This window comes from Kitasatospora sp. NPDC085879 (genome assembly GCF_040686255.1).
Classification (GTDB): Bacteria; Actinomycetota; Actinomycetes; order Streptomycetales; family Streptomycetaceae; genus Kitasatospora.
Window position 1 is genome coordinate 89,105 of sequence record NZ_JBFBJZ010000010.1, and the last position, 14,324, is coordinate 103,428.

General features: G+C 72.5%; 16 protein-coding genes and 2 pseudogenes. 6 read left to right on the top strand and 12 right to left on the bottom strand.

Annotated elements, in window-relative coordinates; genetic code table 11:
* Nucleotides 1-55 precede the first annotated feature (55 nt).
* The 5 genes and pseudogenes from AB0P35_RS10605 to AB0P35_RS10625 form a co-directional block, all read right to left on the bottom strand.
* A complete protein-coding gene (locus AB0P35_RS10605; protein ID WP_363509379.1) occupies nt 56-958 on the bottom strand; it encodes a cyclase family protein in 903 nt (300 codons plus the stop codon).
* 91 nt (nt 959-1,049) lie between these two features.
* Nucleotides 1,050-2,867, bottom strand: a complete 1,818-nt coding sequence (locus tag AB0P35_RS10610; RefSeq protein ID WP_363509185.1) for a glycoside hydrolase family 15 protein — start codon at nt 2,865-2,867, stop codon at nt 1,050-1,052.
* A gap of 294 nt (nt 2,868-3,161) precedes the next feature.
* Nucleotides 3,162-3,770, bottom strand: a pseudogene (locus AB0P35_RS10615) (MFS transporter); the annotation flags it as partial.
* A gap of 8 nt (nt 3,771-3,778) precedes the next feature.
* Nucleotides 3,779-5,164 carry an NAD(P)-binding domain-containing protein gene (locus tag AB0P35_RS10620; RefSeq protein WP_363509188.1) on the bottom strand — a complete coding sequence of 462 codons (1,386 nt, stop codon included), beginning with the start codon at nt 5,162-5,164 and terminating at the stop codon, nt 3,779-3,781.
* Between the two features lie 50 nt (nt 5,165-5,214).
* A complete protein-coding gene (locus tag AB0P35_RS10625) occupies nt 5,215-5,406 on the bottom strand; it encodes a hypothetical protein (RefSeq protein WP_363509191.1) in 192 nt (63 codons plus the stop codon).
* A gap of 93 nt (nt 5,407-5,499) precedes the next feature.
* On the opposite strand from AB0P35_RS10625, the gene AB0P35_RS10630 reads away from it, so the two are divergent.
* From AB0P35_RS10630 to AB0P35_RS10645, 4 genes are read left to right on the top strand one after another with little or no spacing between them, the layout of a single operon-like run.
* Complete coding sequence (locus AB0P35_RS10630) at nt 5,500-5,868, top strand: hypothetical protein (RefSeq protein ID WP_363509194.1); 369 nt, start codon at nt 5,500-5,502, stop codon at nt 5,866-5,868.
* A gap of 42 nt (nt 5,869-5,910) precedes the next feature.
* Nucleotides 5,911-6,279 carry a metalloregulator ArsR/SmtB family transcription factor gene (locus AB0P35_RS10635; RefSeq protein ID WP_363509197.1) on the top strand — a complete coding sequence of 123 codons (369 nt, stop codon included), beginning with the start codon at nt 5,911-5,913 and terminating at the stop codon, nt 6,277-6,279.
* Nucleotides 6,280-6,331: 52 nt separating this feature from the next.
* Nucleotides 6,332-6,688 carry a metalloregulator ArsR/SmtB family transcription factor gene (locus AB0P35_RS10640; RefSeq protein ID WP_363509200.1) on the top strand — a complete coding sequence of 119 codons (357 nt, stop codon included), beginning with the start codon at nt 6,332-6,334 and terminating at the stop codon, nt 6,686-6,688.
* Between the two features lie 16 nt (nt 6,689-6,704).
* A complete protein-coding gene (locus AB0P35_RS10645; RefSeq protein WP_363509382.1) occupies nt 6,705-7,178 on the top strand; it encodes an N-acetyltransferase family protein in 474 nt (157 codons plus the stop codon).
* Between the two features lie 33 nt (nt 7,179-7,211).
* Here AB0P35_RS10645 and AB0P35_RS10650 read toward each other — a convergent pair whose 3' ends face one another.
* From AB0P35_RS10650 to AB0P35_RS10670, 5 genes are all read right to left on the bottom strand, one after another.
* On the bottom strand, nt 7,212-7,751 hold the full coding sequence (locus AB0P35_RS10650) for a DinB family protein (RefSeq protein ID WP_363509385.1): 540 nt from the start codon (nt 7,749-7,751) through the stop codon (nt 7,212-7,214).
* A 234-nt stretch (nt 7,752-7,985) separates the two neighbouring features.
* Nucleotides 7,986-8,648: a class I SAM-dependent methyltransferase gene (locus AB0P35_RS10655; RefSeq protein ID WP_363509203.1), complete on the bottom strand. Its 663-nt coding sequence runs from the start codon at nt 8,646-8,648 to the stop codon at nt 7,986-7,988.
* Between the two features lie 313 nt (nt 8,649-8,961).
* The gene (locus AB0P35_RS10660; protein ID WP_363509206.1) at nt 8,962-10,041 is read right to left on the bottom strand and encodes an ArsO family NAD(P)H-dependent flavin-containing monooxygenase; all 1,080 of its coding nucleotides are present in this window, start codon (nt 10,039-10,041) and stop codon (nt 8,962-8,964) included.
* The gene (locus tag AB0P35_RS10665) at nt 10,038-10,790 is read right to left on the bottom strand and encodes an aquaporin (protein ID WP_363509209.1); all 753 of its coding nucleotides are present in this window, start codon (nt 10,788-10,790) and stop codon (nt 10,038-10,040) included. Before AB0P35_RS10665 ends, AB0P35_RS10660 begins: the two co-directional genes overlap by 4 nt.
* 93 nt (nt 10,791-10,883) lie before the next feature.
* Nucleotides 10,884-11,189: a metalloregulator ArsR/SmtB family transcription factor gene (locus AB0P35_RS10670; protein ID WP_363509212.1), complete on the bottom strand. Its 306-nt coding sequence runs from the start codon at nt 11,187-11,189 to the stop codon at nt 10,884-10,886.
* A gap of 102 nt (nt 11,190-11,291) precedes the next feature.
* Here AB0P35_RS10670 and AB0P35_RS10675 point away from each other — a divergent pair, with 102 nt between their 5' ends.
* Together AB0P35_RS10675 and AB0P35_RS10680 are read left to right on the top strand one after the other, a co-directional pair.
* Complete coding sequence (locus AB0P35_RS10675; protein ID WP_363509215.1) at nt 11,292-11,702, top strand: arsenate reductase ArsC; 411 nt, start codon at nt 11,292-11,294, stop codon at nt 11,700-11,702.
* Between the two features lie 29 nt (nt 11,703-11,731).
* Nucleotides 11,732-11,984, top strand: a pseudogene (locus tag AB0P35_RS10680) (thioredoxin-disulfide reductase); the annotation flags it as partial.
* A 133-nt stretch (nt 11,985-12,117) separates the two neighbouring features.
* Here the strand turns inward: AB0P35_RS10680 and AB0P35_RS10685 are convergent.
* Complete coding sequence (locus AB0P35_RS10685) at nt 12,118-13,077, bottom strand: pirin family protein (RefSeq protein ID WP_363509218.1); 960 nt, start codon at nt 13,075-13,077, stop codon at nt 12,118-12,120.
* A 79-nt stretch (nt 13,078-13,156) separates the two neighbouring features.
* Nucleotides 13,157-14,200 carry an alpha/beta hydrolase-fold protein gene (locus AB0P35_RS10690; protein ID WP_363509221.1) on the bottom strand — a complete coding sequence of 348 codons (1,044 nt, stop codon included), beginning with the start codon at nt 14,198-14,200 and terminating at the stop codon, nt 13,157-13,159.
* Between the last annotated feature and the right edge of the window lie 124 nt (nt 14,201-14,324).

Below are 14,324 nucleotides of genomic sequence, written 5' to 3' on the forward strand. Positions count from 1 at the left end.
GTGGTCACCTAGGGTCGTGTTGGGGGACGCGGGGCCGAATACGGTGGACGGACCGTCAGAGGACGGCGATCGGGTTGACCGGCGAGCCGGTGGCCGCGGGCAGCCGCAGGGGTGCGACCACGCACAGGAAGGACCAGCGGCCCTCCTGCTCGCAGAGCGGTACCAGCTCCTCGAACTGCAGGTAGTCCATGAGGTGCAGCCCGAGGGCGTGGACCCCGAGGACGTGCACCGGGAAGGCCACACCCTCGGTGGCGCTGGGGGCGGTGTCGTTGTTGCCGTCGCTGCCGAGCGCACAGACCCGCCGCTCGGCCAGGAACTCCATCGCCGACGGGTGCAGGCCGGCCCGGCTGCGCGCGGCGTCCCAGGGCCCCGCCTCGACCCGCCTGCGGCGGTGGCCGACCCGGACGAGCAGGATGTCCCCGGTGCCGACCCGGACGTGCTGCGCGGCCTCGGCGGCGAGCAGGTCGTCGGCGGTGACGTGGTCACCGGGCTCCAGCCACGGCACGCCGCGCAGCCGCGGAATGTCGAGCAGGACACCGCGGCCGACGATGCCGTTGCGGGCCAGCCCGACGGTGAGCGCGGTGGCGCCGTCCGCGGTGACCGTGTCGGCCGGGACGCCGCCGTACAGGGTGCCGTCCCAGACGACGTGGCACAGCGCGTCGAGATGGCTGTCGGCGTCGCCGTGCACGTTCATGGCGAAGTGGTCGGTGGCGAAGTGCAGTCCGGTGTCCGCCGCCTCGCTCTCGGGCCGGCTGGTGAGCCGGTGGCCGGCCGGGTGCGGGTTGTCGGGTGCGGCGGCGGTCTCGATCGGGGAGGACAGCGACACGGTCAGACCCGAACGGACCTCCGCCGCCGCGTGCCGGACGGTGTCCGGCGTGATGGCCGCCAGAGCCCCGCGCACGCCCGCCGGGCCGACGTCGCGCGTCACCGCCGCGCCGGTCGCGCCGGCCGCCTCCACGGCCTCCACCGCCCGTGCCCGCAGGCGCGCGTACAGGCGACGGAACTCGGCGAGGCTCTGTACGGCCGCGACCGGCCCCCCGGGCGCGGGGTCAGCCCCGCGGCCGGTCAATGGCCTCGTCCAGGGTCGACGCCGCCATGATGAGCGACAGGTGGGTGAACGCCTGCGGGAAGTTGCCGAGCTGCTCACCGCTCGGCCCGATCTCCTCGGCGAACAGGCCGACGTGGTTGGCGTAGGTGTGCATCTTCTCGAAGGTGTAGCGCGCCGGCCGGACGCGCCCGGCACGCGCGAGGGCGTCGACGTAGAGGTAGGTGCACAGGCTGAAGGTGCCCTCCGAGCCGCGCAGACCGTCCGGCGAGGCCGCCGGGTCGTAGCGGTAGACGAGGCTGTCCGAGACGAGCTTGCGCTCCATCGCGTCCAGGGTGGAGAGCCAGCCCGGGCTCTTCGCGGCGAGGAACCCCACCCGCGGGATCAGCAGCAGGGAGGCGTCCAGGACGTCGCCGCCGTAGTGCTGCACGAGGGCCTGTTCGCTCCGGCTCCAGCCCTTGTCCATGACCTGTTCGAGAATGCTGTCGCGGGCGGCCCGCCACCGCGGGATGTCGGCGGGCCGGCTGAGCTCGGTCGCCAGCCGCATGCCCCGGTCGAACGCCACCCAGCACATCACCCGGCTGTAGGTGAAGTCGTTGCGCCCGCCGCGCGTCTCCCAGATGCCCTCGTCCGGGCGGTCCCAGTTGTCGGACAGCCAGTCCAGCGTCCTGGCGAGGCCCTTCCACCCGTGGTATCCCAGCTCCACGCCGACGTCCAGGCCCTCGGCCATGGCGTAGAGGGACTCGCCGTAGATGTCCAGCTGCAACTGGTCGGCGGCGGCGTTGCCGGCCCGGACCGGGCGCGACCCCCGGTAGCCCTCCCAGTGGTCGAGGATCTCCTCGGAGAGATGCGGGTCGCCGTCCACCCGGTACATGATCTGCAGCCGCTCACCGGGCAGGTCCGCCCTGTCCCGCATCCGGTCGCCCAGCCACTTCGTGAACGAGGACGCCTCCTCCACGAACCCGAGGTCGAGCAGTGCACGGACCGAGAGCGAGCCGTCCCGGACCCACGAGTAGCGGTAGTCCCAGTTGCGTTCGCCGCCGACCTGCTCGGGCAGGCCCATGGTGGCCGCGGCGACCGGGGCACCGGAGGGGTGGTAGGTGAGGAGCTTGAGCGTGATGGCCGAGCGGTTCACCATCTCGGCCCAGCGGCCCCGGTAGTGGGAGGTGTGCAGCCACTTCTGCCAGAAGTCCACCTCCTGCCAGAGCCGCGCCGTCACGTCCTCGACCGTGAGGGGAGGCGGCGCCTCACCGCCGGCATCGCAGGTGGTGAACACGGCTGCGGCCGACTCCCCGACACCGAGGGTGACCGTGCCGCGGACGTCCTGCCCGTCCCGCTCCAGCGGAAAGCTGGACTGCAGGTGGCCCGTGATGCCGGGTGCGCGGAAGACCGCCTCCTGCGGCCGCAGATCGAGCTCGTGGTCGGCCCGGCCGTAGTCGAACCGCGGCCGGCACTCCAGGACGAAGCGCACGGTGCCGCGCACCGCGCGGATCACCCGGATCAGGCTGTGGCGGTCGGTGGGTGTGCGGCTGACGTTGGCCGGCATCCAGTCGACGACCTCGCCGACGCCGTCCGGCGACATGAACCGCGTGACCAGCACACCGGTGTCCGGATAGTAGAGCTGCTTGCACGTCACGTCCGAGTGCTCCGGTGCCAGCCGGAAGTACCCGCCGCGATCGTGGTCGAGCAGCGAGGCGAACACGCTCGGCGAGTCGAACCTCGGCGAGCAGAACCAGTTCACCACGCCCTGCGAGGAGACCAGGGAGGCGGTCTGCAGGTCGCCCACCAGCCCGTGATCGGCGATCGGCGGATAACGATCCATCAGCGTCCCATCCCGCGAGCGATTCCGGCCCGTTCACTATCCGACACGCTGCGTGAGGATGCCTGTCAACGCGCCGAGCCTCCCGGCAGCCGGCTGCCCCTCGCCCGGCCGGCCCGGCCCCGGCGCGCGCATTCGGGGCCACTCCCGGCGACTCGACCACAGTTGATCTTCCTGGGCGGCTCAGGGTCACGTCGTCATGGCTCAGCGCCGGCGACCGGCCTCAAGCCAGTAATTGATGCGGGCCGGCGCAGGGCTGCTCCTCCCACCGTGGCCGATGGGCTGCACTGTCGCGCGAGGCGCCTGGGGCCAGGGGTGACGCAGGGCCAGTGCGTTCAGCGGGATCGTGAGGGCGGCGAGGGCGGTGACGAGGAGGAGGTACGTGGTCCGCCAGTCGAGGTGAGTGGGGAGGGCGGCGGTGACGGGGGCGAAGACGGTGGAGGCGAGTCCGCCGGCGAGGGTGACGGTGGTGAGGGCTCGGGCGTGGTCGGGTGCGTGCCAGCGGGTCAGGGCGGTGAAGGCAGGCCGGTAGAAGGTCGCGGCCATGGCGGTGCCGGCGAGCAGCCAGGCGGCGAAGAACACGGGCAGGTCAGGGGCGAGCGCGATGCCGACGAGGGCGACGGCGCCGAGGGCGGAGCCCGCGGTCATCACCCTGCGGGGGCCGTGGCGGTCGATGATGCGGCCGACGGGGATACCGACCAGAGCCGACAGGAGAAGGGCGGCGGTGAACGCGGCGGTGGCCTGCGGCGTGCTCCAGCCGGTCTCGGCGGTGATGCGCGGGGCGAGCACGGGGAAGGCGTAGTAGAGGACGCCCCAGCCGGTGATCTGGGTGATGCACAGGGCGGCGCGGGGCCGCGACCGGTCCCCTGTTCCGGTCGCGGCCCCGCTGAGGTGAGTGGTGGTCACGTGAGAAGTCAGCACCCGCCGCTGGTGGAGCACGACGAGGATTCGGTGGCGGGAGCGCCGAGGGTGATGAGCTGCGGCGCGGCCGGGACCGAGCAGCAGCCACCGCTGCCGTTCTGTGCCGCGTCAGGCTCGTCGAAGAGGCCTGCGCCGCCGCAGACTCCGGTCTCGGGGAGGGTGAGTTCGACGCGGGCAGCGGCCTCGTGGTCGCCGGCGAGCTGGGCGGCGACGGAGCGGACCTGCTCGTAGCCGGTCATGGCGAGGAACGTCGGCGCGCGGCCGTACGACTTCATGCCGACCAGGTAGACGTCGCTCTCGGGGTGGGCGAGCTCGCCTGCGCCGTGCGGGTAGACGGTGCCGCAGGAGTGCTGGTTGGGGTCGATCAGCGGGGCGAGGGCGGTGGGTGCCTGGAGACGCTCGTCGAGGCCGAGTCGGACCTCGGAGAGGAAGGACAGGTCCGGGCGCAGGCCGGTCAGGACGACGACCTGGTCGACGGGTTCGCTGCGGCGGCCGCCCTCGGCAACGAGGACCAGGCGGTCGCCGTCGGCCTCGACGGCGGCGGTGCGGAAGCCGGTGAGCGCGGTGGCGTGTCCGTCGTCGACGGCCTTCTTGGCGCGCAGGCCGAGGGCGCCGCGGGCGGGCAGCTGGTCGGCCTCGCCGCCGCCGTACGTACTGCCGTTGATGCCGCGGCGCAGGACCCAGACGGCGTGCGTGCCGGGCTCGGCCTCCGCGAGGTCGGCAAGGTAGGCGAGAGCGGTGAACGCCGAGGCGCCGGTGCCGACCACGGCGGTGCGGCTGCCGGCGAACCGCTCCCGAACCGCCGGGTCTGCAAGGTCGGGGACGCGGTAGGAGATGCGGCCGTTGGCGGCTCGCTCGCCGAGAGCGGGCAGGCCGTTGGCGCCGAGCGGGTTGGGGGTCGACCAGGTGCCGGAGGCGTCGACCACCGCGCGGGCAGGGATGCGCTCCTCGCGGCCGTCGGCGTGCTCGACGTGGACGGTGAAGGGCTGCTCGTCCCGGCCGGAGTCGACGATGCGGTCCCGGCCGGCGCGGGCGACGCCGGTCACGCGGGCGTTGTAGCGGACGCGGTCGCCGAGCACGTCGGCGAGGGGCTGCAGGTACTGCTCGGCCCAGTCGCCGCCGGACGGGTAGGCCTTGCCGTCGGGCCGGGTCCAGCCGGTCGGGGCGAGGAGCTTCTCGGCGGCCGGGTCGATCAGCTCCGCCCACGGCGAGAAGAGCCTCACGTGCGCCCACTCGCGGACCGCCGTTCCGGCCGAGGATCCGGCCTCCAGCACCAGGGGCTCGATGCCGCGCTCGATCAGGTGGGCTGCGGCGGCGAGGCCGATCGGTCCGGCGCCGATGACGGCGACGGGCAGGTCCTCAAGGGTGTTCTCGGTCATCTCGGCTCTCCGCGGTCGGTAGGAGGGTGGCTGGCTGTGGAAGGGCCGGATCAGCAGCAACCGGCGCCGGCGCCGGTGGCCTCGCGCTTGGCGTCCGGGGCGCAGCAGGTTCCGGCAGCAGCGGCGTCCTGGGCGGTGCCGCAGCAGGGGGTGGCGGCCGCGGGCTGCTGGATGTGGTGCGTCTCTGCCGGGCCGCTGGTGCAGCAGCTGGTGGCGCGGTCGTCGGTGGTGTGCTCGGTCATGGCTGCCTCCAAGGGTCTCTTGTTTCGAAGTTTGTCGATGTCCTGTTGTGCGGCCAGCATGGCACCTGATTCGATGGACGTCAACATAGGTGCTTGTCGAATCAAGAGGCCACCCGTCACGCGCCGGCTGCGACGCCCGCCGACCGCGCCCGCCTTCGACACTGGCGCCTACCGCGCCGCACTGGAGCCCGCGCTCCGGAGCGGCGGCCGCTGTTCACAGCCGCGGACGGCGGAACGCCGCTGTGGCGGGACGGGCGGCGTGAGCACGCCGACGCCGTCATCCTCGCCACCGGCCACCGGCCCGACGTGCCGTACCTGCGCAGCCTGGACGCCTTGGGCGGCGATGGTGCACCGCTGCACCGCGGCGGCCTCTCCCGCACCCACTCGCTGCTCGCCGACGTCGGCCTGGAGTGGCAGCGCAGCCTCTTCTCGGCGTCGTTGTGCGGGCTGGGCCGACAGTAGGCCGCCCTTCCGATGTGATTCGGCAAGTGTCAACATAGATGCATGTCGAATCTTGAGGTGGTCAACCTTCCACTGCTCGAACCTGAGGCCGCTGCACCCTGCTGCCCGCCGCTGACCTCCGCCCCACTCTCGGAGGAGGACTCGGTCAGGATGGCGGCGATGTTCAAGGCCCTGTCCGACCCGGTCCGCCTGCGGCTCTTCTCCCGCGTCGCCTCCCACGAGGGCGGCGAGGCGTGCGTGTGCGACATCCAGGACGTCGGCGTCTCCCAGCCCACCGTCTCCCACCACCTCAAGAAGCTCCGCGAGGCCGGCCTGCTCACCTCGGAGCGGCGCGGCACCTGGGTGTACTACCGCGTCGCCCCGAGCGTGCTCGCCGCCATGGCCGGCATGCTCACCGCCGCCACGGGCTGAGGCGGCAGCAGGCGTTCCCAAGGTTTACTCGATCGACTATCGTCGATTATCGATGAACCAGTCGAACTGCACCAGCACCGTTGTCGATGCCGAGGCCGCCGAGTTGTACGCGTCGTGGTTCAAAGCACTCGCGGACCCCACCCGCATCCAGCTGCTGCACCTGCTCGCGGCCGAAGGCCGGCCGATGAGCGTCGGCGAGATCGTCGAACGCTCGCCGGTGGGCCAGTCGACGGTCTCCCACCACCTGAAGGTCCTCGCAGAGGTGCACTTCGTCCTCCCCGAGAAGCAGGGCACATCCACCCGCTACCAGGTGAACCGCGCCTGTCTGACGGTCTTTCCGGCAGCCGTCGCGGCCATCCTCGCCGAGCCCCGCACCGATCTGCCCCAGGAGGACGATCGTGGCTGCTGACACCCGGGTCGTACCGATGACCGACGAGCATGCCGACCAGGTCCTGGCGATCTACCAGGCCGGCATCGACGAGGGCATCGCCACCTTCGAGACCGCTGCACCCACCTGGCAGGCGTTCGACGCGGCCAGACTGGCCGAGCACCGCTTCGTGGCCGTCGACCGCACCGACCGCGTCCTCGGCTGGATCGCGGCGAGCCGAGTCTCCGATCGCTGCGCCTACGCAGGTGTGGTGGAGCACTCGGTCTACGTCCGTCCCGACGCCCGCGGCCGCGGCGTCGCCGGCCGGCTGCTGCGGGCGCTGATCGCGTCCACGGAGGAGGCGGGAATCTGGACGATCCAGTCCGGCGTGTTCCCGGAGAACACCGCCAGCCTCGCCGTCCACGCCCGGACCGGCTTCCGGGTGATCGGCACCCGCGAACGCATCGGCCGCCACCAGGGCGTCTGGCGCGACGTCCTCCTGATCGAGCGCCGCTGCCCGATCGTCGACTGACCTCGTCAGGTCCGACCGCCATGGGTCGGGATTTCAGCGTCGGTCGTCGAGGGTGAGCTGGCGGCGGTGGAAGTCGAAGTGCAGGGCGGGGTAGCGGTAGATGTCCGCGAGGGTCATGTAGTCCTTGAAGAAGGGGTCCCAACGCACGGGGTAGTGCATGCCGCGAGCGAGATCGGCGTCCGACTCGTGGTCCAGCCCGCGGTGCAGGGCGGCGATGACGCGGTCGAACTGGGCGCCCATCCGCCGGGGACCAATGACCTTCACCGCCCCGCACGGCCCCAGATAGTTGACGAGGTCGAACGGAACGGTCGCCGTATCCAGTACGCGTGCGAATGCCCGGCTGACGCCGCGCGGCAGGCGCCCGAAGAGGCGGACGAGCACCAGCAGCGCCCGCACCACGATGAAGCCGAACAGCATGTGCCACAGCAGCTGCTCGTTCGTCCACCGCGTGCCGCGGGTGAGCCGGGCGAGGTCGTCCGTACTCGCCGCCTCCACCAGCTGGTGGAACTCCGAGCGTGCACGCTCCAGCTCGTCGTGGACCACCTGCCGATCCAGCGGCCCGCTTTTGGCCATGGTCACCGGTCCTCTCCGTCGACCCGCATGCGCCTGGACGCCCATGAGGTTGCCAGGATGCCCGTCTCACAGACTTCCAGTCGTCCGGCGTCGAGATCGGGGGCATCAGTCGCCGGTTGTTGATACGGCAGACGTCTGTCGCGTCACGGACGACCGGATTGGTGGCAGAGGCGGTGGCGCACCGGGGCGTAGAGCAGGCGCCGTCGACCACCCACGCGGGCGGTGCAGTGCTGATCACCGGGGCAGGGTCTGGGTGATGCGCCACAGGCGACGCGGCAGGTCCCCTTCCTCGAAGGGGTGGACGTCGGTGAGGGTCCAACCTTCGGCGAGCTCGTCGACCAGGTGGCGGGGGAAGTAGTGGACGGCGAAGCCACCGTGTTCCCAGATGTGGTCGCCGTATCCGGCGCCCGCACCGTAGTGGGCGTCGCCGGTGTGGCGGACGGTGTAGACGAAGACGCCGCCCGGCCGCAGGACTCGGCGGACTTCCGTGACCAAGGCATGGATCTCCTTGGTGGACAGCGCCATGCACAGCAGCATGTGTGCGAACACGGCGCCCACCGAGGCGTCGGCGAGCGGCAGTGGCTCGCGCACATCGTGCACTGCGGTGGTGACCTTCTCGGCCAGGCCCTCGGCGCTGGCCTGCGCGCGGAGCTGGTTCAGGCCCACAGGGCTGAAGTCGGTGGCCAGCACGGTGAACCCCGAGCGGGCGAAGAACAGCGCGTCACGGCCATGGCCGGCACCCAGTTCCAGCACGTCGTCCGCATCTGCGGCCCGGAACGTCTCGGCAGCGTGAACCGCCGGGTCCGAAGGCTGGTCGCCGTACATGCCGGGATGGGCTCCGTACGTCTGCTGCCAGTGTTCCTGCTGAGCCTCGGCAAGCTCCCGGCCCTCATGCATCGCTGCTCCTCATGCGGATCCGACCCCCGGGGCTGTTGTCAGCCTAGATCGCTCCCGGAGATGACCAACAGCTCAGTACATGCGCCAAGTCGTGGTCGTCGGTCAGGGAGGTGTCACTCGATCGGCGACCCGGCCGTCCTCACCGCTGCCGCACGTTCGGGGTGGCTGGTCGCCCGCCTTGGTGTTACCGATACCGAGGACAGCCACTGTGTGCGGCCGTCCACCCATCGCGCGTCGAATGGTTCGCCGGAGACCCGATCTGATCCCTTGGGGAGTCCGGATCGCCTCCGCACGGTGGCACGCGCGTGAGGGCTCAGCTCAGCCGGTCTCTGATCTCCTGGACTGCGGTGCGGGCCGTCCGGCCGACGCCGATCAGGGTGGCGGAGGCCGGGCCGGTCCAGTCGCCGTAGCCGAGCAGGTGGATGCGCGGGTTCGTCTCCGCTCGGGTACCGACGGTGGCGATCCGGCCGCGTTCACCGGTACGCAGAACGAGCGGGGCGAGGTGGTGCAGGGCGGGGCGGAAGCCGGTGCACCAGATCACGGCATCCGCAGGCCAGACGGTGCCGTCGGCCCACTGCGGGCCATCCGCGGTGAGGGCCAGGAACATGCGGTGGTCGGCGAGGAGGCCAGCGTCCCGTACCTCACGGACGGGCGGGGTGGCGACGATGTCGCCGAGGTCGGAGATCCGTTCGCCACCGTTCTGGACGCGACGGGTGGCGATCTCGAACAGGGCGCGGCCGTCGATGTGGTCCGGGAGGAAGCGGGCGGGTCGGCGGGTGACCCAACGGACGGCGGCGGCTATGGGGGCACCCCCGGCCGAAGGCTGGGGGATGGTGAGGTCTGCGGCGATCTGGGCGCCGGAGTTGCCGCCGCCCACGACGACCACCCGTCGGCCGGTGAAGTCCTCGGCCCGGCGGTAGTCGCGGGTGTGGAGCTGGCGGCCGGTGAAGTATTCGCGGCCGGGGACGGCCGGGACGAAGGGCCGCCACCAGTTGCCGGTGGCGCTGACGAGGGCACGGGTGTGCCAGGTGCCATCGTCGGTACGGGCCGTCAGGCCGCCGTCTGCGGCGGTCTCCACGGCGCGGACGTGCACGGGGCGGTGCACGGGCAGCTCGTACCGCTTCTCGTACTCGGTCAGGTACTGCACGACGTGGTCGGCGTCGGGCCATTCCTTGCCGGTCTGGCCCGGCATCGGTCGGCCGGGCAGTGAAGAGTAGGCGGCCGGGGAGAACAGACGGAGGCTGTCCCAGTAGTGCTGCCACGCGCCGCCGGGCGACGGGGAGGCGTCGAGGATCGCGAAGTCCAGTCCGGCGCGCCGCAGGTAGTACCCGGCGGCGAGGCCGGCCTGGCCAGCTCCGACGACCAGGACCTGGGCGCGCCGGACGGCGCTCACGAAGCGTCGACCTTGCGGCCCGCGCGGTGCGTGAAGATCAGCGCCACCAACACCAGACCCACCACCCCGCCGATCAACTGCATGCCGATGAACCCGGGCACCGAGGACGGCGCAATGCCGGCGAAGGTGTCGGTGAACGCCCGGCCGATGGTGACGGCCGGGTTGGCGAACGAGGTGGAGGAGGTGAACCAGTACGCGGCGCCGATGTAGGAGGCGACCGCGACGGGGGCGAACCGCAGCAGGTCGCTCTTGGCCAGGCCGAAGATCAGCAGGACGAGGCCGGCGGTGGCGACGACCTCGCCGAGCAGCAGATGTCCCGCAGAGCGGTCGTGGGTTGACCACTTCACCAGGGCCTGGCCGAACATCGCGTCGGCGAGGACCGCACCCGCGATGGCACCGGCGATCTGCGCCGGGATGTAGGCGGCGACCTCCCGCGCTCCGAGACCCTTCGGATCCTTCCGGCCGGACCACCACTCGGCCAGCGTCACGACCGGGTTGAAGTGCGCGCCGGAGACGGGGCCGAGCAGCAGGATCAGGACGCCGAGGCCGAAGACGGTGGCCAGGGAGTTGGCGAGCAGCTGCAGGCCGACGTCCTGGGTGAGCTCGGTGGCCTGGATACCGGAGCCGACCACGACCGCGACCAGGGCCGCGGTGCCGACGAGCTCGGCCGCCGCCCGGTTCAGCAGCGGCACCGCGGGCGGCTCGACCGCCAGCGGCTCGTCGGGGCCTTCCGCAGTTGCATGGCTCACGGGGTCAGTCTCGGATCTCGCCTCGTCCATGACGCTCAAGGACACTCCTCGTACAGGGCGGGACAGGCCGCCGGATGGGGGCTGTAGGGGGGTTCAGCAGGAGCGTTTGCGGCCTGCCGCCTCGCGGGCGGTGGCGGCCAGCCCGGCGAACTCCGCCGCGACGGCCTCGATGGCGTCGGGGCGGAGCGAGTAATAGGTGAAGCGGCCGCAGGGCTCGGTGTCGACCAGCCCCGCGTCCCGGAGAATCTTGAGGTGGTTCGACAGGTTCGTCTGCCGGGCGCCGGTCTCCTCGACGAGGTGGGTCGTGCACAAGGCCTCCCTGGCGAGCAGCGCGAGGATCTGGATCCTCAGCGGGTCGGCCAGGGCCTTCAACACGTCACTGTCGACTGACATCACCATGGGCTGATACGTTAGCGGTCGTCGGGGGAAATCCCAAGCACACGGCCCTGCCGGGCCTGAGATGCGCCGCGCCCCGCCGCGGGCCGCGATGAAGGAAGAGCCATGCCCACCACCGCTTCCGCGTCCGTGCTGTTCGTCTGCATCCACAATGCGGGCCGCTCCCAGATGGCGGCCGGTTTCCTGCGCCACCTCGCGGGCGACCGCGTCGAGGTCCGCTCGGCCGGCTCCATGCCCGGAGACCGGATCAACCCGTCGGCGGTCGCCGCGATGGCCGAGCTCGGCATCGACATCTCCGACCAGAAGCCGAAGGTCCTGACCACCGACGCCGTCCAGGCGTCCGACTACGTCATCACCATGGGCTGCGGCGACGCCTGCCCGTACTTCCCCGGCAAGAAGTACCTGGACTGGAAGCTCGACGACCCGGCCGGCCAGGGCGTCGAGGCGGTCCGCCCCATCCGCGACGAGATCAAGCGCCTCATCGAGGGCCTGATCGCCGAGATCGACGCCAAGTAAGCGAGAACACCGGCGTGCGCTAGGTCGTCATCATCGGCTCCGGCCCCGCCGGGTACACCGCCGCCCTCTACACCGCGCGCGCCCAGCTGAAGCCGATGCTGTTCGGCAGCTCCATCTTCGTCGGCTGCTCGCTCGCCACCACGACCGAGGTCGAGAACTCCCCCGGCTTCCCGAACGGCATCGACGGCCCGGACCTGATGGACAACATGCGGGCCCAGGCGCAGGCGAGGTCAAGCTGCTGACCGACTCCGAGGGCACGTCCACCGGGCGAAGGCCGTCATGACCACACCCTGCCGCACGAGTCCGAACGCGAGACTCGGCGCGGCTTGGGACGGCGCCTCACCGCGGTCGAGAACAGGGCGAGCCGCCTCTCGGCTCCCCACAGGAGAGAAGTGCCAGGCACCATTTCCGCAGGTCAGCGCTCACGCCCTCGAGGCTTCAGAGGGAGCGCCGGCAACTCCGGAGCCCGCAGGCGATCACCGCCGTAGCCGTGCACCTCGCCGAACCGAACGCCTCCCTCCCAGTCCTGGCGCGCCTGTTCGATCTCCTCACGGGATCGGCCGACGAAGTTCCACCACATGACGAGTTTCTCCTCGAAGGGCTCGCCGCCGAGGAGCAGCAGGGCGGCGTCCGTGACGGCGCGCAGCGGGAGTTCGCGGCGGCCGCAGCCGAGGTAGAGGATCGAGCCCGGTTCGACGCGGACGCCGTCCACGTCGGCGCTGCCGGTCATCGACAGCACCGCGTACTCGAAGCCGGGGTCCAGCGGCAGCCGGTGGGCGGCGCCCTCGCGCAGTGCCAGGTCGGCGCCGACCAGGGCGCTGTAGGTGGTGCCGGGCGAGGCCGCGCCGTCCAGGGTGCCGAGGATCAGCCGGGCGTGCAGCCCGCCCGCGGTGACCTCCGGCAGCTCGGCGTGGTGCTCGAAGGCGGGTTCGGTGTGCCGGTGCGCGTCGGGCAGGGCGACCCACAGCTGGGCGCCGTGCAGCAGGCGGGCGTGGTCGCGGGGCGACTCCTCGGAGTGCGAGATCGCCCGGCCGGAGGTCATCAGCCCGAGTTCGCGGGGCCGGACGGTCTGCAGGCTGCCCAGGCTGTCGCGGTGCAGGACCTCGCCCTCGTGCAGCCAGCTGACGGTCTGCAGGCCCATGTGCGGGTGCGGGGGCACCTGCATGCCGGGCTCGTCGGCGATGTCGTCGGGCCCGTAGTGGTCGACGAAGCACCAGGCACCGACCATCCGCCGGCCGAGTGTGGGCAGCAGCCGGCGTACGACGGTGGACTCGCCCAGCGGCACCAGGCGGCCGGTCACCAGCTGCTTGACCGGCCCCTCGGAGGCCTCGCCGCCGCAGCGGGCGGCCGTGGGGCGGAGGTCGAGGTTGCTCATGCCGCGAGTATGCCCCGCGCCCCGGCCGGCGGCCGGGAGGCGCAAGGGGAACCGGCCCGGGTCGGGAACGGCGGCCTGGTCAGGGGCGGCGGGCGAGGGCCTGGCCGAGGAAGGCGGTGGCGTCGGGGAGGACGCGGCGCCAGAAACCGTCGGTGTGGGCGCCGCGCGGGAAGTGCGTCTCGGCGGCCCGGTCGGCGAGCTTTCGGGCGGCCGGGCAGAACGGGTCCTCGGTGCCGCACCAGACGGCGAGGCGGCGGGTGAGCGGGCGGTCGAGGTGGCGCAGCGGCTCGTGGGCGAGCCAGTCGGCCTCGTCCTGGTAGGCGTCGACGGGCCGGGCGGCACTCCAGGAGGTGAAGAGGGCCGGGCTGAGGAGGGCGGCGGCGGCGAGTCCGCCGTCCCGGGCGCGGGCGTACTGGAGGGCGCCGGAGCCGCCCATGGAGATGCCGAGCACGCCGGTGGGGGCGGCCAGTCCGCGGGCGGTGAGCCAGCCGGGGACCTCGTCGAGCAGCATGGCCATCGGGTCGTCCCCGGGGGTGCGGCGGTGCCAGTAGCTGGTCTCGCCGCCGTCCACCGCGACGAGGTGGAACGGCGGCACGCCCTTGGCGGTGGCGGCGGCCAGGAACTGCGGCAGGCCGAGGTCGAGCAGGGCGGCGGCCGAGCCGCCGCGGCCGTGCAGGGCCAGGCAGACCGGCAGGTCGGCGCCGGGCGCGCTGCCCGGCGGGGAGACGATGCTGAGTTCGATGCGCCGGCCGCGGGCCTTGGAGGCGAGCTGGACGGTGCGGACCGGCCCTGGCTCCACGGCGGGGACGGTCCCGTCCGGGCCGGTCATGCCGACGGCGCGGCGCAGCCGGTCCCCGCCGGGCAGGACGTCCTCGATCATCGCGCCGCCGACCGCGGCGGCGCCGACGCCGGCGACCAGCAGCGCCCGCAGGAATCTGCGGCGGCTCCGGCCGGTCTCGGCCGGCTCCGCCCCGGCCCGTTCCCCGCCGGCCCTTTCGCCGGCGTCCTGGTCCGCGGCGGCCCGGTCCTCGGCGGCCCGGCGCGCGGTGTCCCCGTGCGCGCCGGGCGCTGCCGGCCCCGTCCCACGGGTCTGCTCCGGGATCCTCCCGGCCGGAGCTGTCACGCCGGCTGTCCGTTCGTCCCCGCTGGCCCCCAAGGCCCCTCCCCCGGTCGATCTTGGGCCTCTACTCTACGGGCCGTCAGTTCCCGCCGTCCGGGCCGCCCTCGGCACCGCGGCTGCCCAGGGC